Here is a 19,169-nt window from a genome sequence, read left to right as displayed (position 1 = left end):
CTACGTGAAAGGGCACGGCGTGAAAGCCACTCTCGATCGCTATTTCCACATTTCTGAACGCGGTTCCACCATCGGAACCGAGCTACGTGCGGGAACGGTCTCGTTCTTCGCCATGGCATATATTATTTTGCTCAACCCGCTGATCCTGGGCACGAGCCCGGACGCGGAGGGCTATACCTTAGGCGTGCCGCAGGTTGCGGCCGCCACGGCGCTGGTCGCCGGCGTGATGTCCATTGCCTTCGGCGCGATTGCGAAGTACCCCTTCGCCATGGCCGCGGGCCTGGGCATGAATACCTTCGTCGCCGTCAGCATGGTCGCCACCAGCGGGCTGACCTGGCAAGAAGCCATGGGCCTCGTGGTAATCGAGGGCCTTATCATCGTCCTGCTCGCCGTGTCCGGATTCCGCACCGCGGTATTTGACGCCATCCCGCAGCCCATGAAGGCCGCGATGGGCGTGGGCATTGGCATGTTCATCGCGATGATCGGTTTCGTGGACGGCGGGTTTGTTACCCGCGTGCCCGATGCCGCACAGACCACCGTGCCGGTGGGGCTGGGCATTAATGGCTCGATTGCCACCTGGCCGGCGGTGGTCTTCGTCATCGGCCTTATTGTTTGTGCCTTCATGGTCATCCGCAATGTGCCGGGCGGGCTATTTATTGCCATCATCCTCAACACGGTGATTGCCTTTATTGTTCAGGCACTCACAGACTCCGAGGACTGGGGCATGGCCGCCCCGGAGAGCCCAGAGGCGCTGGGAGGCCTGCCGGATCTTTCCATCGTGGGCGATGTGAACCTGGTGGGTGCCTTTGCCAATATCGGCGTGATTTCCACGGTCCTGCTTATCTTCACCCTGCTGCTGACCAACTTCTTTGATGCCATGGGCACCATGACCGGGCTGGGCAAGCAGGCCAAGCTCGTGGATGACAACGGCAACCTGCCGGGTATGAAGAAGGCGCTGGTCGTGGAAGGTGCCGGCGCGGTGGCCGGAGGTCTGGGCTCGGCGTCCTCGAATACCGTCTTTGCGGATTCCTCTGCCGGCATTGCCGACGGTGCCCGCACCGGCCTGGCCAATATCATGACCGGCCTGCTGTTTATCGCCGCGATGTTTTTCACCCCGCTCTATGAGATCGTGCCCATCGAGGCCGCCGCGCCCGTCCTGGTCATCGTCGGCGTGATGATGGCCGCGCAGCTCACGGATATCCCGTGGACCCGCATGGAAGTGGCCATCCCGGCCTTTTTAACCATCGTGGTCATGCCGTTTACCTATTCCATTGCTAACGGCATTGGCGTGGGCTTTATTACCTTCGCGCTCATGTCCACCTTTGCTGGTAAGGCCAAGCAGGTGCACTGGATCATGTGGCTGCTTGCTGGCTTGTTCGTCATTTACTTTGGCATCGATCCGATTTCGGAGGCCATCGGCTAGCCTGGAAGGCATGCATATTTCTGATCCCCGTGACCCTCGCCTGGACGATATTCGGAACCTCAATAAATCCGATAAATCTGGCGAGGGTTTGGTCATTGCAGAAGGCCCCTTGGTGGCCGCCCGCCTTATGGAATCGCGGTTCCCCATGCGTTGCCTGGTGGGCTTTCCCCAGAAGCTGGAGGCCTTCTTTGCCGAGTATGGCGAGCCCGAGTGCCCCGTCTACGAGGTCTCGCGCGAGACCCTTGCAGAGGTCGCGGGCTTCGATATGCACCGCGGTTTGGTTGCCGCAGCGGACCGCGCCCCAGAGCCGGAGGTGGGCGAGATCCTGGAGCAGGCCCGCACCATCGCCGTGCTGGAGGGCGTGGGGGATCATGAAAATATCGGCGCCATTTTCCGCCACGCGGCCGGCATGAACGTGGATGCTGTCTTGCTCGGCTCGGGTGCTGCGGATCCGCTCTATCGCCGCTCGGTGCGCGTATCCATGGGCCACGTGCTGCGCGTGCCGTTTGCGCATTTAGAGGGCGGTTTCACCACGTGGCAGCGTTCCTTGCAGGCGCTTGCCGATGCCTCCTTTACCCTCATTTCCTTAACCCCCAACCCCCAGGCGGTGCACCTAGCAGAGGCCATGCACGGGCAGGACAAAGTGGCCATGCTGGTAGGCGCGGAGGGCCCCGGGCTTACCGAGCACGCGATGAAGGCCACTGATATCCGCGCGCGGATACCGATGGCCCCTGGTACCGATTCCCTTAATGTTGCGACCGCGGCCGCCATTTCCTTTTATGAGCGCCAGCGTTCCTTGAGCGATTTGAACGTCTGACGCAGCCAGTTGCTAATCAACGAGCCGAGGTGCTTGGCGGTGGAAAGGATCTCATCGCCGGTGGAATCCGGCTCGGCATCGTGGTCCTCGTAGTCGTCATAATCGTTCAGGCCCAGCCTATTCGCTGATTGGGCGGCGAACTCGCTGACCGGCTGCTTCGGCTTCGGCGGATCGATCTTGGGTTCGGGGCGCCCGTCCACGGCATAGCCCACGACGTCCAGGTCTGGGCCTTCCCTCCCCACGGTGATGCCCAACCAGTGTTCCTGGGCGGCCTCCATGATGCTGTGGGGCCTAAACGGCAGCGAAATGCCGCCGAGGGATTCGTCCTTTTCGCCGGCCCAAAACGGCGCCTCAAAGGGCTCGGGCAGGCCAGTGTCCTCGTAGAGGCGGTCGCGGGTGGCGCACAGGCAGCGCTTGAGTTCGCCGCCTTCCCACAGCGCGAAGCCTGCATAGTCTTCGTCCGCGTTGCTAACCAGCGCGATAACCCGCTGGGCGGGGACTGCGTTTAAGAGGTCGTTCGGCAGTTGGGAGAGCAGGACGGAATCGCCCTCGCAGACCGTTTGTACCACGGTAATGCCCGGGTAGCCGCCGATGTAGTACTCATTCGGATCCGTCTGCGCGGAGCGGTTCAGGGGGAATTGCCCGATCGGGGTGACCGGGAATTTCGGGTTGAGCTGGGCTAGGAACTTGCGGCCGAACCCGCGGTCAGCCTTGGGCTCGCTCTTGAGAACTTCTTCGGCGCCGGGCTTGGAGATGTACCACAGCGTGAGGACGGCATGAGAGATGTCCACTGTTTAGTCCCTCGGGCGCTTGGTATTGGAGCGAACGCCCAAGAGCACGTCCTCCCAGTGTGGGGTGACGGTCTTGCGGCGGCGCTTCGAGGGCTTGGCTTCGGAGGAAGGATTCTGCAGGAATTCCTCTTCTTCCGTCTCCTCGCTGGAGCCGGAAATATCGGTGACATTGGCGGGCTGATCGCCGTCAATGGCTTCGTCGTAGCGGCCGCTTCCCAGGGAAGTCAGCGATCGCACCGGCTGCACGAAGTCCGGGTCCGTAAGGTCTGCCGCGACCGAGTTGCGGGCCTCGACCGTAGCGGGGGAGGACATGGACTGCTTGAAGGTCCATTCCGCCTCGTTTTCAGAAAGGCCAGCCTTCCAGGTCACGCGCACAACCCACGGCTCGCCCTGGTGGCGGTAGGCATCCCACGTGGACTCCGAGAGGGAGTGGCCGCGGGCGGCAAAGGAGCTCGCCAGTACTTCCCACAGGGTGAGCTTGGCGGGGCCGTCTTCGCGCACCGGGTGGGCCTGCTTGGCCACCTCAGAAATGCGGTTGCGCTCCAGCATGACCGGGTAGGCGAAGGGCTCGATGCGCGATTCATCCACGTGCATCTCTTCCGCGAGTTCCGCGGTGGAGGCACCGGCACGGATGCGGTTTTGGATCTCTGCCGGCCGGATCTGCTTTTCTTCCTCTTCGTGGGAGGGCTTGGGCATCGGCGCTAGCTTCGGCGGCTCCGGCTTGCTAGCGGCGGGCGTGAGGGCGGAACGCAGCTCATCGGTGATGGGAAGGGAAAACTCTTCGCCTTCTTCGGTGCGTAGCACCAATGAGTCTTCGCTCGATTCGCTGTCAACGAGAAACAGCTCGCGCATAGTGTGGCGCTCCTTTGCCTATCGACGGAAGGACGGATCTGTGATGCAGTCAACTATAACGCGAAAAGGCCCCGCGCCATGCGAGGCGGCGGGGTATGTTGATGACTTAGTTGGCATCCAGCACGTAGTCGATGCACTGCGTGAGCTTGGCGATGTCCCCAGGCTCAATCGCCGGGAACATGCCCACGCGCAGCTGGTTGCGGCCGAGCTTGCGGTACGGCTCGACATCGAGGATGCCGTTGGCGCGCAGGGTGGCGGCAAGTTGTGCGGCATCCACGGATTCGTCGAAGTCGATGGTGCCCACGACTAGGGAGCGCGCTGCCGGATCGCTGACGAACGGGGTGGCCTCTGGGCGAGATTCGGCCCAGTTGTACAGCGTGGAGGAGGACTCGGTGGTGCGCTTAACCATGCCGTCGAGCCCGCCGTTGTCATTCATCCACTGAATCTGGTTATCCAGCATGAGCAGGGTGGCGATCGCCGGGGTGTTATAGGTCTGGTTCTTGCGGGAGTTATTCACCGCGGTTTGCAGGTTCAAAAACTCCGGAATGAAGCGATCGGAGTTGTTGATCTTTTCGATGCGCTCTAAGGCCGCCGGGGACATCGCGGCGAGCCAAAGGCCGCCGTCGGAAGCGAAGCACTTCTGCGGCGAGAAGTAGTACACGTCGGTCTCTGCAATATTGACGGGAAGGCCGCCGGCGCCAGAGGTGGCATCGACAAGCACGAGCTGCTGGTCGTTGTGGGGGTGTGGGCGAACGACCTCCGTCATCGCACCGGTCGAGGTCTCATTGTGGGCCCAGGCGGCGACATCGGCATCGGCCGCAAGCTCGCGCGGATCCGGGGCGGTGCCGGCAGGGGATTCTGTCAGGGCCGGGGCATCGAGCCATGGAGCCTTGGAAGAGGCCTTGGCAAACTTGGTGGAGAACTCACCAAAGGTAAGGTGGGCCGACTGGCGCTCGATGAGGCCGAAGGTAGCCGCATCCCAAAAAGCGGTGGCGCCGCCCAAGGACAGGACAATTTCGTATCCCTCCGGAAGCGAGAAGAGATCGCTTAAGCCCTCGCGCACGGAACCGACGAGGTTTTTCACCGCCGGCTGGCGGTGCGAGGTGCCCACGATAGCGGGGTCAATAGCCTCGATCTGGGCGGGGCGTACCTTGGAGGGGCCGCAGCCAAAGCGGCCATCGGAAGGCAAGAGATCTGCTGGCAGTGTGATTTCTGGAGTACTCATGCCGCTAGTGTAGAACAGTTCCGGTTGGATGGCAGGTATTTTGATGTCCATAAACTTGTTGGCAGTATCACAAAGTTTGCTAGAGTGTGAATAGGTCAAAGGCTCACGGCGTAAGTTGGCGCCTTTAAAGAACTCTTTAACAGGGAAAGGAAATTCCGTGTCTACTGAAGAAAACAAGGTAGTACTCAAGCACGCTGGTAACGAGTACGAGATGGATATCAAGCAGTCCACTGAGGGCGATTCCGGCTTCGATATCTCCAAGCTCCGCAAGGAAACCGGGCTTGTTACCTTCGACCCCGGCTACACCTCCACCGGCTCCACCGAGTCCAAGATTACCTTTATTAACGGTGAGGAGGGCATCCTTCGTTACCGTGGCTACGATATTGCTGAATTGGCAAATAACGCCACCTTCAATGAGGTTTCCTACCTGCTGATCAAGGGCCACCTGCCGGATGAGCAGGAACTATCGCAGTTCAATAACGCCATCCGCCACCACACCCTCTTGGACGAGGACTTTAAGGCCCAGTTCAACATCTTCCCGCGCGATGCCCACCCGATGGCCGTGCTTGCTTCCTCCGTGAACATTCTCTCCAGCTACTACCAGGATCAGCTGGACCCACTGGATGAGGAACAGCTGGACAAGGCCACCGTTCGCCTGCTGGCTAAGGTGCCGATGTTGGCCGCTTACGCTTACCGCGCATCCCAGGGCAAGCCTTATATGTACCCGGATAACAACCTGAACGCGCGCGAGAACTTCCTGCGCATGATGTTCGGTTACCCCACCGAGGAGTACGAGGTTGACCCGGTTGTCTCCAAGGCACTGGACAAGCTGCTCATCCTGCACGCTGACCACGAGCAGAACTGCTCCACCTCCACCGTCCGCATGATTGGTTCCGCACAGGCCAACATGTTCGTCTCCATCGCCGGCGGCATCAACGCCCTGTCCGGCCCGCTGCACGGCGGCGCTAACCAGGCCGTGCTGGAGATGCTCGAGGACATCGAGAAGAACAACGGCGGCGACGCTACCGACTTCATGAACCGCGTGAAGAACAAGGAAAAGGGCGTTCGCCTGATGGGCTTCGGCCACCGCGTGTACAAGAACTACGACCCACGCGCGGCCATCGTCAAGGAAACCGCACACGAGATCATCGATCACTTGGGCGGCGACCCGATGCTGGACTTGGCCATGAAGCTGGAAGAGATTGCGTTGAATGATGACTACTTCGTCTCCCGCAAGCTCTACCCGAACGTGGACTTCTACACCGGCCTCATCTACCGCGCCATGGGCTTCCCGACGGACTTCTTCACCGTCCTCTTCGCCATCGGCCGCCTGCCGGGCTGGATTGCTCAGTACCGCGAGCAGCTGGAGATGAACTCCAAGATTAACCGTCCTCGCCAGATTTACACCGGTGAAACCCTGCGCAAGGTTACCCCTCGCAGCGAGCGCTAATTAGCGCTTTTGGTCGCCCCAATTCAACCGAATCGGGCTTGAGCACTATAATTGGTGCAGCTCGGTTCGGTTTCATTGCGACCGCACGAACAAACTAGATTTCCCAAGGAGACTAATCCCCATGGATAAACCTGTTATTGAAGCCCAGTCTGGCCCAGCGCCGACCGACCTCGTCATCGAGGACATCGTCGTAGGCGATGGCGCTGAAGCTCAGCCTGGTGGCGTAGTGGAGGTCCACTACGTTGGTGCCGAATATGAGACCAACCAAGAATTCGATTCCTCGTGGGACCGTGGTCAGTCCATCGAGTTCCCACTGACCGGTCTCATTGCCGGCTGGCAAGAGGGCATCCCGGGAATGAAGGTAGGCGGTCGCCGTCAACTCATCATCCCGCCGGAAAAGGCCTATGGCCCAGCCGGCGGTGCGCACCCGCTGTCCGGCCGCACCTTGGTCTTTATCATTGACCTCATCCGCGCTGACTAAACTGCGCTAAAAATCGTTGAACCGGCTTCCCTTAAGGGGAGCCGGTTTTTCGCTGTGCTGGGCAGTCAGTTCCCGCAAGGGGCCGCATGAGACGGCAAACTGGGGCACAATGGGAACTATGACTGTGCCACATATTTCCTTCAATGATGACCGTGAGATGCCCCAGCTGGGTTTGGGCACCTACAAGCTCAATGAAGATGAATGCATTCGCGTAGTCCGCGAAGCCATTGACCTGGGCTACCGCCACTTTGATACGGCAACGCTGTATAAGAACGAAGAGGCATTGGGTACCGCGCTGAACCAAGCCATTGACGCGGGCGACGTCACCCGCGAGGACCTGTTTATTACCTCCAAGGTCTGGCACTCCCACCACGGCGCGCAGAAGGCGGAACAGGCCTTCCAAGAGTCCATGGAGAAGCTGAAGCTGGATTACTTGGACCTGTACCTCATCCACTGGCCATGGCCACAGGGTGGGCTGTACGTGGAGACCTTTGAATCCATTGCCCGCCTACAGGGGATGGGCCAGATCGCTTCCATCGGTGTCGCTAACTTCTACGAGGAGGTCCTCGAGGACCTCATTGAGAAGACCGGCATTACCCCGGTTCTCAACCAAGTAGAGCTGCACCCTGGCTTTACCCAGCCGGAGCTGCGCGAATTTCACCACAAGCACGGCATCGTGACCGAGGCGTGGTCTCCGCTGGCGCGCGGCGTGGTGCTTAATAACCCGGAGATTGAAAAGATTGCCGCTACGTATCAGGCTACCGAAGGTCAGGTGGTACTGGCGTACCTGATGGCTAAGGGCATTTCCGTTATTCCGAAGTCCGCCCGCAGCGAGCGTCTCAAGGAGAACCTGGCCGCCGCGGAGCTAGAGCTGGGCAAGGATGAAATCGCGGCTATTGACTCCTTGGAAGGTCAAGAAGGCTTCGGCCGCATGTTTAACGATCCCCGCGAATTCCCGGGCGCGGAGGGCTAAGAACACACCTCGGGTTAAGGGGCCACCGGCGACGGCGTCGTCGGTGGCTTTTGCTGTGCAGGATGGCTGAGTGGGAAGTACGTGCTGGTTAAGGCACTCACCTCGCTGATAGGTGGTTCCTTTCGCGCTGCCTTTACTCATTAGTTAATGTCTGGTTAACAAAATTTGCGAACACGTTAACTCTGGGGTGGAGGGGGTGATTTGCAAAGAATATTAGCCCAGTTCACCGGAACCTATCGGGCTAAAAGGGGGGAGTTTTTGTGAGGCATATTGGCAATATTTACTGCTTTGCAAAGATTGTTCTGTATCTTACATAGCAACGCGGGTAGTGATGAACAACACATTGCGCCTCGTTTGTACAGAACCTCTCTCGCCCAAGGAGACAACCCTTCTATGAGTGATACAACTGCTCCAGTCGAGCGCCGTGAGCTTACGGCAGCCGACTACATAGAAATGCGCGATAGCGAAGAGTTTGGCGAGCTGCGCAGCGCTTATCGTAGTTTCACCTTTCCCATGACCGTCGCGTTTTTCGTGTGGTACATCGTCTACGTGCTCACCGCCGTGTTTGCGCCTGATTTTATGGCCATTGAGCTTGGCGATGGCGGCTGGAACGTCGGCCTCGTCTTCGGCCTGGCCCAGTTCCTGACCACGTTCATCATTACCTGGATTTACGTGAAATACGCCAATAAGAATATTCAGCCTAAATCGGTTGCTATTCGCGAGAAGTTGGAGGCCAAGTAAATGACTACCACTTACCTTGCACAAGAAACTTCTGCCGGTAACCCGATTCTGAATATCTCCATCTTCGGCATCTTCCTCGTGGTTACCATGGCCGTCGTGTTGCGCGCCGGCAAGTCCACGAAGAAGGCGTCTGACTTCTATACCGGTGGTGGCTCGTTCTCCGGCCGCCAGAATGGCTTGGCCATTTCCGGTGACTACCTTTCAGCAGCGTCCTTCCTCGGTATCGTCGGTGCGGTGGCGCTGAACGGCTACGACGGATTCTTGTACTCCGTTGGCTTCTTCGTCGCCTGGCTCGTGGCCCTGATGCTCGTGGCCGAGCCGATGCGTAACGTGGGCCGCTTTACCATGGCAGACGTTTTGTCCTTCCGCCTGAAGCAAAAGCCGGTGCGCGTGGCCGCGTCCATCGCCACGCTCTTCGTGACGCTCTTCTACCTCATCGCCCAGATGGCCGGCGCCGGTTCGCTGGTGGCCGTGCTGCTGAACATTCATGACTTCAAGTGGCAGGCAGTCGTCGTCGGCATCGTCGGCGTGCTGATGATCCTCTACGTCTTGGTCGGCGGCATGAAGGGTACTACCTACGTGCAAATGATTAAGGCCGTCCTGCTGGTGACCGGTGTGGTCATCATGTGCATCATGGTGTTTATCTCCCTGCGCGGTGGCTTCAGCAACATGTTCAGCACCGCGGTTGATATGCACGCGTCCTCCGATTACCTCCATGAAAAGGGCTATGAGGCCAAGGAAATCATGGAGCCGGGCCTGAAGTACGGTGGCTCTACCGCCGCTAAGTTGGACTTCATCTCCTTGGGTATGTCCCTCGTGCTGGGCGTGGGCGGCTTGCCACACGTGCTGATGCGCTTCTACACTGTGCCGACCGCCGTTGAGGCTCGCCGCTCCGTGACCTGGGCCATCGTTATCATCGGTGCTTTCTACCTGATGACCCTGATCCTGGGCTACGGTGCAGCCGCACTGGTTGGTCCGGACCGCATCCTGAACGCACCGGGTGGCGCGAACGCCGCGGCACCGCTGCTGGCACTGGAAATCGGTGGCTCCATCTTCATGGCCATTATTTCCGCCGTGGCCTTTGCTACCGTGCTCGCCGTGGTGGCGGGCCTGGCGATTACCGCCTCCGCCTCCATTGCTCACGATATCTACCACGCGGTGATCCGTAACGGTGAGTCCACCGAGGCAGAGCAGGTGCGCGTCTCGCAGGCCACCGTGGTGGTCCTGGGTATTGTCTCCATCATCTTGGGCATCTTGGCGATGACCCAGAACGTGGCCTTCCTGGTCTCCCTGGCCTTCGCAGTGGCGGCATCGGCTAACCTGCCGACCATCCTGTACTCGCTGTACTGGCGCCGCTTCAACACCGCGGGTGCCGTGGCCTCCATGTACACCGGTGTTGTCTCCTGCTTGGTTCTCATCTTCTTCTCCCCAGCGGTATCCGGCACCGAAAGCGCCATGTTCCCGAACGCGGACTGGTCTATCTTCCCGCTGACCTCGCCGGGTCTGGTCAGCATCCCGCTGTCCTTCTTCGTCGGTTGGTTTGTCTCCATCGTGACCAAGCCGGACAACTTGGACGAGCTGGCGGCAGAGATGGAAGTTCGTTCCCTGACCGGTGTGGGCGTCGAGGCCCCAGTCCAGCACTAATTGCCCGAAAAGGAGCAATTACCGGTAATATGGTTCGACGTGTTTAATCCGTCCTCTCTCAACGCGGCGGCATCAGTAAAGGCTGGTGCCGCCCTTGCCGTGTGCATGCTTGCCTGCTCTACGGTTGCTGGGTGCAGCAATAGCGAGCGAGATAGCACCGCCAAAGCCGAAGACACCACCATTACCGCGCATAGGGCAGCAAAGGTGCCCCCGCGAATCAATGAGTTCCTCAAGGGGGATGAGGACCATTCCATTAGCTATATTCGCCTGCACGATGGCATGTATATAGGCTCTGCGGCAGAACACGATCCCCGCCCGGCGCTTAGCCTTATCAAGCTCTATATCGCTACCTACGTCATTGAGCAGGGTGAGTACGAAGACAAGTACGAGGCGCTCGGCATGATCGCTAGCTCTTCTGATAAGAGCGCCGAGGAGCTGTTTAAAAAGTACCCGGATTCCATCGATAAGATTGCCAAGGAATACGATCTGGAATCCACCAAGGCGGGCGAGACCTGGGGCTATTCGGAAACCTCCACCTATGACGTGGCCAGCTTCATCTCCCAGCTCATCAAGCGCGATGAGACCCATCCCGTGCTCGTGGCGATGTCGCACGCGGATCCCGTCTCAGAAGATGGTTATGACCAAGACTATGGCACCGCGAAGCTCTCAAATGTGGTAGGCAGCAAGTGGGGCTGGTCCAACGATAAGTCCATCAATTCCTCGGTCTCCTTTGGCAAGAATTTCGTCGCCGCAGCCTCCATTAATGGCTCTGCCGATGACCTCACGGACTACGTGAAGAGCGAAATCACCGGCGAGAACCTGGGCAAGGCCACCGAGCGGTTCCTCAAGTACAAGGACGGCGAGGATGTCCCGCCCATCGAGACGACCTCCGAAAAGCCGACCTCGAGCGAGAAGAAGGACGAGGACAAGAAGGACGAAAAGAAGTCCTCCGAGCCCAAGGGGAAATAGGCCTACTTAAAGGCCTTGGCGATATCCTGGGCGGCATCGGCAAGCCCGCGGATTTGCTCGTTGCTTAGCGATGACCCCTTAAAGCTCACCCCATCCGCGTTGAGCTGCGGCAAGTCCGGCATATTCGGGATGGCCTTGTCCAGGGTGGAGCTGAGATCCTGGATGCCTGGCTGCTTGGAACCGGGCGTCCACTGGCCCCAGTCGCTGGCGTAGACCTCGTTGACATCGACGATGACGTTCTCGATGGTCTGCTGGCGCGACTGCGGCAGCTGGTGAATGGTGGTCTTGGGGTGGATCTTCCCGTTGGAACCCCAGTCGTGCATCCAGTAGAACGTGCCAATCCCATCCTGGCTGGCCCACTCGATGACGTTGTAGTTGCTGTAGACACCGGTCTGGTAACCGGCCACGGACAAGGCCTTGGAAAATGCCTGCAGGTACGGCCGGATGAACTGGGTGTAGTGCTCGCGGGTGGGGTTATCGTCGATGGCGATGTAGATGGGGCGGTGCGTAGGGCCACCGGCGGCCTTGTGTAGCGAAATGGCCTGCGGGGCGTGGATGGCGGCGCCGGCCGCGCCCTGCTTCCAATCGGCGGTTTCGGCGCGGCCGAATTGATAGACCGAGGCCGTGGGCAGGCCGGCGGCGGCATTGGCCGCAGTCTCTTGAAGGGTAACCGGCTTGCCGGTCATCCAAGCCGCGCCGGGGCGCTTATTGGAGACGTAGCGAATAGCGCCGATATGGCCTGCGCGCTTGATGGCGTCGGGGGAAGGGATGCCTGAGGAAAAGTCAATGATGGTCCCGCGCACCGGGCCAAGGGCGGCGGCCGAGGGTGCGGTCGCACCAATGGCGCCGGCGGTAAGGGCGAGGGCGCTTGCCTTCAAGAGGCCGCGACGAGACAGAGACGGTGACATGAAAAGCTCCTGCAGTGATCGCATTAGTCACAATAGTTAACAAATGCACCATAGCAGGAGGCGGTGGGTGAGTCGTGTTTATTTTGACTCGTTGCTAAAATCCACGTTCGTGGCGTGTTCCACGGTGCGCGATACCGTGCAGTCCTTCTCGTGGGAAATGCGAATCAGGTTATCTACCAGCGCGCGGGCCTTTTCGCCGTCCGGGGTGGAAGGGAAGGAGAGGTCGAAGGCAACGCGGACATCGGAAAGCCGCGAGGCGCCATCCTCATCCACGCGGTCGCCCTCTGCGCGCACCTGGAAAGACTCCGGCTCGGTGCGCCTGGAGGTCACGACATCCACATCCACCGCGGTGCACCCAGCGACGGCGGCCAGCAGGAGCTCTACCGGCGATAACAGGCCCTCCCCGCGGCCAAATTCGATGCTGGCGCCATCCGCATTGGTGGCGCGGTACACCGAATTTTCTACGCGGTTAAGGTCAACGGAATACTGCTTAGTGATTTCACTCATGGCTTAAAGCTTAAGCCAGGCTCGGGATATAGGCCACGCTGCAGCAAAGGATTAAATGCAGCGATAGGAAATCGGACACAGTGCGCACTTAATAAATCAACGGCGGCGAGAAGCGGATACGCACCGATTGTCCAAGCTCTGGTTTATTATCTGCGGTAGTCCGGAACGTGACCCCAGATTCGTGGGAGGCGGTAACGGAGTAGTGTCCGGCTTCGAAAATGGCGGAGTCAACCACCGCCGCAACCGTGGCACCTGGATGGTTTTCCTCCACGATCGTTGCGTGGTGCGGCAAGATGGCGGCCTTAGTGCCTTCTCCTCGCACGGTTACGTCACTCAACGGCCAAGAGATACCAAGAGTTGGGCACTCGACGCGGCTTCCTGAAATAGTGGTCTGGACAATCGTGGCATCCGCAATAAATACCGCGACCACCGGGCTAGCGGGATTTTCCAGCAGCTGTTGCGGAGGAGCAATCTGCTGGATTTCGCCGCCGTCTAGAACCACGACTCTATCTGCGATTGCCAGTGCCTCGGCGCGATCGTGGGTGACGTGCACCGTGGTTAGGCGTTGCTTTTGTGTCAGGGCTACCAGCTCGCGGCGCAAATTATCGCGCAATGGTTCATCGAGGGCGGAAAGCGCCTCATCCAGTAATAAAACTTTGGGCTTAGCGACGATCGCCCGGGCCAGGGCAACGCGCTGGCGCTGCCCGCCAGAAAGGCTGTCTGGTGTACGGTCTTCGAATCCTGGCAGGCCCACGAGAGCTAAAGTCTCAGGTATGCGCTCTTCGCGCTCGGCCTTTGCTACTTTCGCCTGGCGCAACGGGTAGCCAACATTGTCCTTTACAGACATGTGCGGCCAAATCGCATGCTGTTGGAATACCATGCCAATTCCGCGTTTCTCCGGCGGAATAGCAGTCATCTGCCGGCCATCTATGTAAAGCTCACCCGACGAGGGGGATATAAAACCAGCGATGGTGCGCAGGAGCGTGGTTTTACCGGAGCCTGACGGGCCAACGAGTGCAATGAGTTCCCCAGGCTCGATGGAGAGATTGATATCGCGCAGGCCAGTAGTTCCATCCGGAAAAGTGACCGTGAGGTGGGAAGCTGCAATTTTCGCCATTATTAAGTCCTTACCTTAGGAACGCGGATAGTCAGTGCAAGGGCAATGATGCCAAGCAGTGCAAAGAGCAAAGCGAGTGCCGATGCCTGGTTATAATTTCCTGCCTGCTGCAGGTTGAAGACTTGCACACCCAGCGTTGTAGTTCCGGGCGCGACGAGGAGTACGGAAATAGTAAGTTCTCGAATCGCGGTCACCGCGACGAGCACCGCACCGGAGATCGCCGCCGGAATGGTCATTGCGCCGGTGGTAGTAAAAAGCGCCTTAAGCGGCGTGGCACCAGAAATACGCGCTGCCTCTTCCACGGTGACCGGGGTGCTTATTAGCGGGGCACGCACGGACTGGATAACGAGTGCTGTAAAAGCACAGACGTAGGCGATAAGGATTATCCAAATGGTGTTATATAGCCCGGTATAGCGCCCAGCAATCAGCCAGGCGACGCCGATGATGAGCCCCGGCAGCGCGCTCGGTAGCAGCGCAGAAAGTGTTAAAAGGGTATTTCCCCGGGCCTGGGTCCGAGTCACTAGAATTCCGATGACCCAGCCAAGAATTCCGCAGATTATCGCGGCGGTTATTGACAGAAATGCGGAATTGGTAAGGCCGTCGAGAACGCGCGGGTTGGATAAAGCACTGCTAAAGTTCGCCAACGAGATGGTTTCTAATGTAAACGGAACTCCAGGAGCTGGCAGCAACGCGCGGTAGGCCAAACCAAGGATTGGGCCAATGGAAATGGCGAGTCCGCACACCCACATGATGATCGTGACCGGCCAACGCGCTGAATGCAGTGCAAAGCGCGCCGGGCTTCCGGAGTCATGGGTAGAAGACGAGTTTTTCAGGGAGGTGAGATAGTCCATGATGACTGCGCCGATTCCCAAAAATAAGAGGACGACGCCGATGGTCGAAACCACCTGTAAGGGGTTCGATACGGTGCCGGAATCAATGAACCGGTAAATCATCGTCGCGAGCGTTTCGAACCGAGCCGGCGAGCCGATAATGGCAGGAATTCCGAAATCCGCCAGATTAGCAATTGCCGTGAGGGTAAACGCGGATAACAGGGCGGGGCGCAAGAGCGGAAGGGTGACCGTGCGCAGAACAGTCATCACTGAAGCGCCAGATATTCGAGCGGCTAGCTCGAAATCGGGAGAGATGGAGCGCAGGCTCGAAGAAATGATGACGTATGCCGTGGGAAAAGAGTGGATGGTCATCAGCGCAATGACCCCGTCTGCGCCGTAGATATTCCATATTTCGAACCCAAAGAGCTTATTCAAGCCCTGATTCGGGCCGAATAGTTGAATCCAGGCGATCGCTCCGATAAATGGTGGAACCAAGAGTGGCGAGAGCAGGAATAGGCGCAGAACCGAAGAGCCGTAAATATCCGTGCGGTCTAGCGCGATGGCAATAACGGTGCCGATGATGACAGCGGCGAGCGCCGAAAGCGCCGTGGTGAAAAGCGAATTCCATGTAGCACTACCGAGCCCTTGCTCTAGCAGGACGGGAATTTGGTTTCCACCCAGTGCAAGGGAGACAACAAGGGCCAAAGGCGCGATGAACAGGCCAATGGCAATGAGCCACACGCCAACGCGCAGCGCGGATACGGAGGGATTTTTCAACAAACGAGCCATCAAGAACTAGGAAGACACTGCCTTTTGGAATACCTCGACGGCGGCGTCTTTATCCTTGGTGATTTTCTCCAGGTCCTGGTTCATGAGCTCAATGTCTGCAAGTTCAGGGGTGCCTGCTGGGGTTCCCACATCCTCACGCACCGGGAGGTACGACTGCTCGACGGCGATTTCTTGAGCCTTCTTCGAAAGCAGGAAATTGATGTACTTCTGTGCCGCTTCTTGCTCCTTGGAGTCTTTGAATACGCCCGCAGGCTCAGAAATATACGGTGATCCCTCGGTGGGGTAGGCAAGGGCAACCGGGGATCCCTTATCCGCTAGGTCGCGGACTAAGTAATCGACGACCACGCCCACGGGCCTAGAACCGGAGGCAATTTCTTGGGAGGTAGGGCCATTGGACTCTGCGATCATCGGGGAATTCTTGCCCAGGTCTTCGATCCACGCTTCACCGAGGTCTGGATTGTTCTTCCATGCTGAGGCATTGAAGGCAGCCGCACCAGAGACCGCCGGGTTAGGCATGACGAGTTTGTCCTTGTACTTCGGATCGGTGAGATCCGCCCACGAGGTCGGGGCATCACCTTCTGCGATTTCGTCGGTGTTATAAGCAATGACCGTGGGGATAATGCGCGTGCCGACATAAAAATTCTCGTCGTCCTTGGCCTCGTCGATGATGTCGTCGGAATCGACATCGGCAAGCTCGATGAGATCGCCATCCTCACCGTAATTTTCAAAGGTAGGTGCATCGGCTGCCCAGAAAACATCTGCTTCGATATCGCCAGATTGCTTCTCCGAAGAAATGCGCGCGTTCAAATCGCCGGTACCGGCGCGGTATACCTTGACCTCGATATCGGGGTTTTCTTCATTGAAGGCCGCATTGATTTCATCGACCTTTTCTTCCGGCTCGGAGGTATAGACGGTAATAGAGGTTGAATCGCTTGCGGCCTGCGTATCTTCATTGTCGGTCGCAGGCTCACCGCACGAGCTAAGAAGAACGGTTGAAGCAAGGGCTAGGGCAGCGAGAGATGAATGCTTCGACTTCATTGGGGAAGTTCCTCCAGAGAGAGTAGTTAACAGGAACGTCTATCTAACTGCACCGAAGTTAAGGCAACTTGGGATCGATGTGAACGCGCAGTAAATTCTTTGAGCTCCTGGGCGGATGTTGTGGAGGGAGGGCTCGCCAAGGAACCTCGCTCGAATGGGCAGCCTTTTAGTGGTGAAAAGCGGGAAACCAGGAGGTGACAAGCTCAAGGTAGCCCCACATGGGGGATTAATCTATAGGACAATAGATATTTAGATACCTGTAGTACTACCGTTATGAAAAGCAATGAAGGAACCCTACAAGGAGAAATAATGGATTCGGTGATCGCAGGCAATGCGAGCTGGATGCTCATGAGCGCGGCTCTCGTGCTGCTCATGACCCCAGCCCTGGCACTTTTTTATGGAGGCATGACAGAGCGCCGCGGCGTGCTCAATATGATGTTGATGTCCTTCGGCTCACTAGCGGTAGTCAGCATCATTTACATCCTCTGGGGCTGGTCAATGAGCTACGGCACGGAGTCTTGGGGCGGCATCGTTGCCAACCCCTTCGAGTTCTTTGGACTAAAGGACTCCATCTTTGATGCCAACGGTGAATACCTCGAGGGCGCGGAAGGCTACGCCAATATCATCGATATCGGCTTCCAGCTCACCTTCGCCGTTATTTCCACCGCGATTATCTCCGGTGCACTCGCCGGCCGTGTGAAGTTCGGTACCTGGATGCTTTTCAGTGGCCTGTGGGCAACCTTTGTCTACTTCCCGCTGGCCCACATGGTCTGGGGTGGTGGCATCCTGGGTGAGGGCGAAAGCAGCGTCACCAGCTGGATCTTTGGCAGCGAAGGTGGGGAAGCGCTCGTCGCACCCATTGACTTTGCTGGTGGTACCGTCGTCCACATTTCCGCCGGTACGGCCGCACTGGTTCTGGCGATTGTCGTGGGCAAGCGCCAAGGCTTCCCGAAGAGCGTGCAGCGCCCCCACAACCTGCCCATGGTCATGCTCGGTGCCGGCCTGCTGTGGTTTGGTTGGTTCGGCTTCAATGGTGGTTCCGCCTTCGCTGCCGACGGCCTCGCCGGCCTGGCCTGGGTCAACACTACCGCCGCAACGGCTGCCGCAATCTTGGGCTGGTTGCTCGTGGAAAAGCTGCGCGATAACTACTGCACCTCCCTGGGTGCTGCCTCCGGCGTGGTCGCAGGACTTGTCACCATTACCCCGGCCGCAGGCGACCTGAACCCGGTGACCTCGCTCATTATGGGTGCCCTCGGCGGCATGCTGGGTTGTTTGGGCGTGGGCCTGAAGTTCCGCTTCGGCTTTGATGACTCCCTGGACGTCGTGGGCGTCCACCTGGTCGCCGGCCTGTGGGGCACCGTGGCAGTTGCCTTCTTTGCCAATGAGCGCGGCATCTTCACCGGTGGCGGCGTAGAAGGTTGGAAGCTGCTCATCGTACAGATTCTCATCGCCGCTATCGCCGTAATCTTTGCCGCAGTCATTACCGCCATCATCGCGGTGATTTTGAAGGCGACCATCGGCTGGCGCGTGACCGACCAGATCGAAACCGATGGCATTGACTTTGGTGGTCACCGTGAGACCGGCTACGACATTGGCGGCCGTGCCATGCGCGGTACCACCAGCCGCAACTAAAACGCCCAGCGATACCTAGGAGCAATAATGAAACTCGTAACAGCCGTGGTCAAGCCCTTTACGCTTGATGATATCCAGCAAGCACTACAAAAACTCGGCTCGCCGGGCATGACGGTGACCGAAATCGAAGGCTTTGGCCAGCAACGCGGTAACAAGGAAATCTACCGCGGCGCCCAATTCGCCACCTCCTTTGTCCCCAAAGCCAAAATCGAGCTCATCGTGGCAGACGATGACGCCGAAGCGATTGTCGATGCCATCGTGGATGCCGCCTGCACCGGCGAAATCGGCGACGGCAAGATTTGGATAGCGCCCGTCGAAGACGTCATCCGCGTCCGCACCGGTGAGCGTGGGGAGAAGGCTATTTAGACCTCAAATGCGCGGTGGATCTGCTTGCTTATAGAAGTAGAAGAGTCGTGGCAAACCAGTTTATTTTAAGTTCAACGTGAGGAAAAATCCGAGAGCCCGACCCCGATGTGTCAACTTTCCGGGGCCAAGCCTTGTATGAGGTTACCCTCGTTTAGTGTACATCCGATCTGTGCGGATCGTGTGGCGGTACGAGAGGATGGGCCTAACCCTAACAGTTCCACTACCCGGGGTAGGTCCCGTTGGCCCCTTGGCGCACCGCTGTTCCTTGGCGTTCCAGGCCTTGGTTTTGCCTCGGTGCAGCTGATCGGCACGGTGCTTTGGGGTTATTCCCGTCGATGACTCCGGGCAAGCCTCCGTAATGTAGAGCATCGTGCGCCAGGTTAGTTCCTCGCAGGATACAGCGGTGTCTGGTTTGGTGTTGTCGGTTGCGCTAGTTCTCACGCTGCCTTACGCGCTTAAGGACGCCGTAATCACCGGTCCTGGCATCAACGGCGGATTAAGCATCAATCAACGCTGACGCAAGCTGCTACTGTGAATACTCCTAAAAATGTCCTCATCCCCTTTTTGCTACTTAACCCCCAACGGCATTGTCAAAGCAACCCGTCAATCTTTAGGT

At 58.5% G+C, this 19,169-nt stretch carries 18 protein-coding genes; 10 read left to right on the top strand and 8 right to left on the bottom strand.

The features are described from left to right. Nucleotides 1-19: 19 nt before the first annotated feature. Entirely contained in the window at nucleotides 20-1,423 is a 1,404-nt protein-coding gene (locus tag ABRP88_RS05330; RefSeq protein ID WP_237792081.1) for an NCS2 family permease, read from the top strand. A gap of 10 nt (nucleotides 1,424-1,433) precedes the next feature. Beyond that, entirely contained in the window at nucleotides 1,434-2,240 is an 807-nt protein-coding gene (locus ABRP88_RS05325; RefSeq protein WP_005279837.1) for a TrmH family RNA methyltransferase, read from the top strand. Here the strand turns inward: ABRP88_RS05325 and ABRP88_RS05320 are convergent. The 3 genes from ABRP88_RS05320 to serC all read right to left on the bottom strand — a co-directional run bounded on the left by ABRP88_RS05320 (nucleotide 2,201) and on the right by serC (nucleotide 5,108). Then, nucleotides 2,201-3,031, bottom strand: a complete 831-nt coding sequence (locus tag ABRP88_RS05320; RefSeq protein ID WP_349836508.1) for a DUF6928 family protein — start codon at nucleotides 3,029-3,031, stop codon at nucleotides 2,201-2,203. The two genes, ABRP88_RS05325 and ABRP88_RS05320, sit on opposite strands and share 40 nt — an antisense overlap. Nucleotides 3,032-3,034: 3 nt before the next feature. Continuing rightward, on the bottom strand, nucleotides 3,035-3,883 hold the full coding sequence (sepH, locus tag ABRP88_RS05315) for a septation protein SepH (protein WP_349836507.1): 849 nt from the start codon (nucleotides 3,881-3,883) through the stop codon (nucleotides 3,035-3,037). A 106-nt stretch (nucleotides 3,884-3,989) separates the two neighbouring features. Beyond that, entirely contained in the window at nucleotides 3,990-5,108 is a 1,119-nt protein-coding gene (serC, locus tag ABRP88_RS05310) for a phosphoserine transaminase (protein ID WP_349836506.1), read from the bottom strand. Between the two features lie 157 nt (nucleotides 5,109-5,265). Between serC and ABRP88_RS05305 the strand changes: the two genes are divergently transcribed. The 6 genes from ABRP88_RS05305 to ABRP88_RS05280 all read left to right on the top strand — a co-directional run bounded on the left by ABRP88_RS05305 (nucleotide 5,266) and on the right by ABRP88_RS05280 (nucleotide 11,366). Further along, nucleotides 5,266-6,558 (top strand): citrate synthase, encoded by a 1,293-nt coding sequence (locus tag ABRP88_RS05305; RefSeq protein WP_349836504.1) that lies wholly within the window; start codon nucleotides 5,266-5,268, stop codon nucleotides 6,556-6,558. A 121-nt stretch (nucleotides 6,559-6,679) separates the two neighbouring features. Beyond that, nucleotides 6,680-7,039, top strand: a complete 360-nt coding sequence (locus ABRP88_RS05300; protein ID WP_005279843.1) for an FKBP-type peptidyl-prolyl cis-trans isomerase — start codon at nucleotides 6,680-6,682, stop codon at nucleotides 7,037-7,039. 109 nt (nucleotides 7,040-7,148) lie between these two features. Continuing rightward, complete coding sequence (locus tag ABRP88_RS05295) at nucleotides 7,149-8,012, top strand: aldo/keto reductase (RefSeq protein WP_349836502.1); 864 nt, start codon at nucleotides 7,149-7,151, stop codon at nucleotides 8,010-8,012. Nucleotides 8,013-8,405: 393 nt separating this feature from the next. Then, nucleotides 8,406-8,753: a DUF485 domain-containing protein gene (locus ABRP88_RS05290; RefSeq protein ID WP_005279845.1), complete on the top strand. Its 348-nt coding sequence runs from the start codon at nucleotides 8,406-8,408 to the stop codon at nucleotides 8,751-8,753. Further along, entirely contained in the window at nucleotides 8,754-10,397 is a 1,644-nt protein-coding gene (locus tag ABRP88_RS05285) for a monocarboxylic acid transporter (protein ID WP_349836500.1), read from the top strand. It begins immediately after the preceding gene. A 39-nt stretch (nucleotides 10,398-10,436) separates the two neighbouring features. After that, complete coding sequence (locus tag ABRP88_RS05280) at nucleotides 10,437-11,366, top strand: hypothetical protein (RefSeq protein WP_284853790.1); 930 nt, start codon at nucleotides 10,437-10,439, stop codon at nucleotides 11,364-11,366. 2 nt (nucleotides 11,367-11,368) lie between these two features. On the opposite strand, the gene ABRP88_RS05275 is transcribed toward ABRP88_RS05280, so the two are convergent. From ABRP88_RS05275 to ABRP88_RS05255, 5 genes are all read right to left on the bottom strand, one after another. Continuing rightward, nucleotides 11,369-12,274 carry a DUF1906 domain-containing protein gene (locus ABRP88_RS05275; protein WP_284853791.1) on the bottom strand — a complete coding sequence of 302 codons (906 nt, stop codon included), beginning with the start codon at nucleotides 12,272-12,274 and terminating at the stop codon, nucleotides 11,369-11,371. 78 nt (nucleotides 12,275-12,352) lie between these two features. Continuing rightward, nucleotides 12,353-12,781, bottom strand: coding sequence for an OsmC family protein (locus tag ABRP88_RS05270; protein WP_284853792.1), 429 nt, complete (start codon nucleotides 12,779-12,781; stop codon nucleotides 12,353-12,355). 88 nt (nucleotides 12,782-12,869) lie between these two features. Then, nucleotides 12,870-13,898, bottom strand: a complete 1,029-nt coding sequence (locus ABRP88_RS05265) for an ABC transporter ATP-binding protein (RefSeq protein ID WP_284853793.1) — start codon at nucleotides 13,896-13,898, stop codon at nucleotides 12,870-12,872. Nucleotides 13,899-13,900: 2 nt separating this feature from the next. Then, nucleotides 13,901-15,505 carry an ABC transporter permease gene (locus ABRP88_RS05260; protein ID WP_410763101.1) on the bottom strand — a complete coding sequence of 535 codons (1,605 nt, stop codon included), beginning with the start codon at nucleotides 15,503-15,505 and terminating at the stop codon, nucleotides 13,901-13,903. Between the two features lie 18 nt (nucleotides 15,506-15,523). Further along, nucleotides 15,524-16,555, bottom strand: coding sequence for an ABC transporter substrate-binding protein (locus ABRP88_RS05255; protein ID WP_349836498.1), 1,032 nt, complete (start codon nucleotides 16,553-16,555; stop codon nucleotides 15,524-15,526). A gap of 309 nt (nucleotides 16,556-16,864) precedes the next feature. Here ABRP88_RS05255 and ABRP88_RS05250 point away from each other — a divergent pair, with 309 nt between their 5' ends. Beyond that, nucleotides 16,865-18,187, top strand: coding sequence for an ammonium transporter (locus tag ABRP88_RS05250; RefSeq protein ID WP_349836496.1), 1,323 nt, complete (start codon nucleotides 16,865-16,867; stop codon nucleotides 18,185-18,187). Nucleotides 18,188-18,214: 27 nt separating this feature from the next. Next, nucleotides 18,215-18,553, top strand: a complete 339-nt coding sequence (locus tag ABRP88_RS05245) for a P-II family nitrogen regulator (RefSeq protein WP_023025886.1) — start codon at nucleotides 18,215-18,217, stop codon at nucleotides 18,551-18,553. Nucleotides 18,554-19,169: the final 616 nt, after the last annotated feature.

The sequence above is a fragment of the Corynebacterium sp. KPL2734 genome (genome assembly GCF_040225595.1).
Lineage (GTDB): Bacteria > Actinomycetota > Actinomycetes > Mycobacteriales > Mycobacteriaceae > Corynebacterium > Corynebacterium rhinophilum.
This window is presented reverse-complemented; position numbering and strand designations above follow the sequence as displayed.

Coding starts and splice junctions, on each gene's coding strand:
- ABRP88_RS05325 (WP_005279837.1), top strand. CDS start 1,434: ATGCATATTTCTGATCCCCGTGACCCTCGCCTGGACGATATTCGGAAC.
- sepH (WP_349836507.1), bottom strand. CDS start 3,883: ATGCGCGAGCTGTTTCTCGTTGACAGCGAATCGAGCGAAGACTCATTG.
- serC (WP_349836506.1), bottom strand. CDS start 5,108: ATGAGTACTCCAGAAATCACACTGCCAGCAGATCTCTTGCCTTCCGAT.
- ABRP88_RS05300 (WP_005279843.1), top strand. CDS start 6,680: ATGGATAAACCTGTTATTGAAGCCCAGTCTGGCCCAGCGCCGACCGAC.
- ABRP88_RS05295 (WP_349836502.1), top strand. CDS start 7,149: ATGGGAACTATGACTGTGCCACATATTTCCTTCAATGATGACCGTGAG.
- ABRP88_RS05290 (WP_005279845.1), top strand. CDS start 8,406: ATGAGTGATACAACTGCTCCAGTCGAGCGCCGTGAGCTTACGGCAGCC.
- ABRP88_RS05285 (WP_349836500.1), top strand. CDS start 8,754: ATGACTACCACTTACCTTGCACAAGAAACTTCTGCCGGTAACCCGATT.
- ABRP88_RS05275 (WP_284853791.1), bottom strand. CDS start 12,274: ATGTCACCGTCTCTGTCTCGTCGCGGCCTCTTGAAGGCAAGCGCCCTC.
- ABRP88_RS05270 (WP_284853792.1), bottom strand. CDS start 12,781: ATGAGTGAAATCACTAAGCAGTATTCCGTTGACCTTAACCGCGTAGAA.
- ABRP88_RS05265 (WP_284853793.1), bottom strand. CDS start 13,898: ATGGCGAAAATTGCAGCTTCCCACCTCACGGTCACTTTTCCGGATGGA.
- ABRP88_RS05255 (WP_349836498.1), bottom strand. CDS start 16,555: ATGAAGTCGAAGCATTCATCTCTCGCTGCCCTAGCCCTTGCTTCAACC.
- ABRP88_RS05250 (WP_349836496.1), top strand. CDS start 16,865: ATGGATTCGGTGATCGCAGGCAATGCGAGCTGGATGCTCATGAGCGCG.
- ABRP88_RS05245 (WP_023025886.1), top strand. CDS start 18,215: ATGAAACTCGTAACAGCCGTGGTCAAGCCCTTTACGCTTGATGATATC.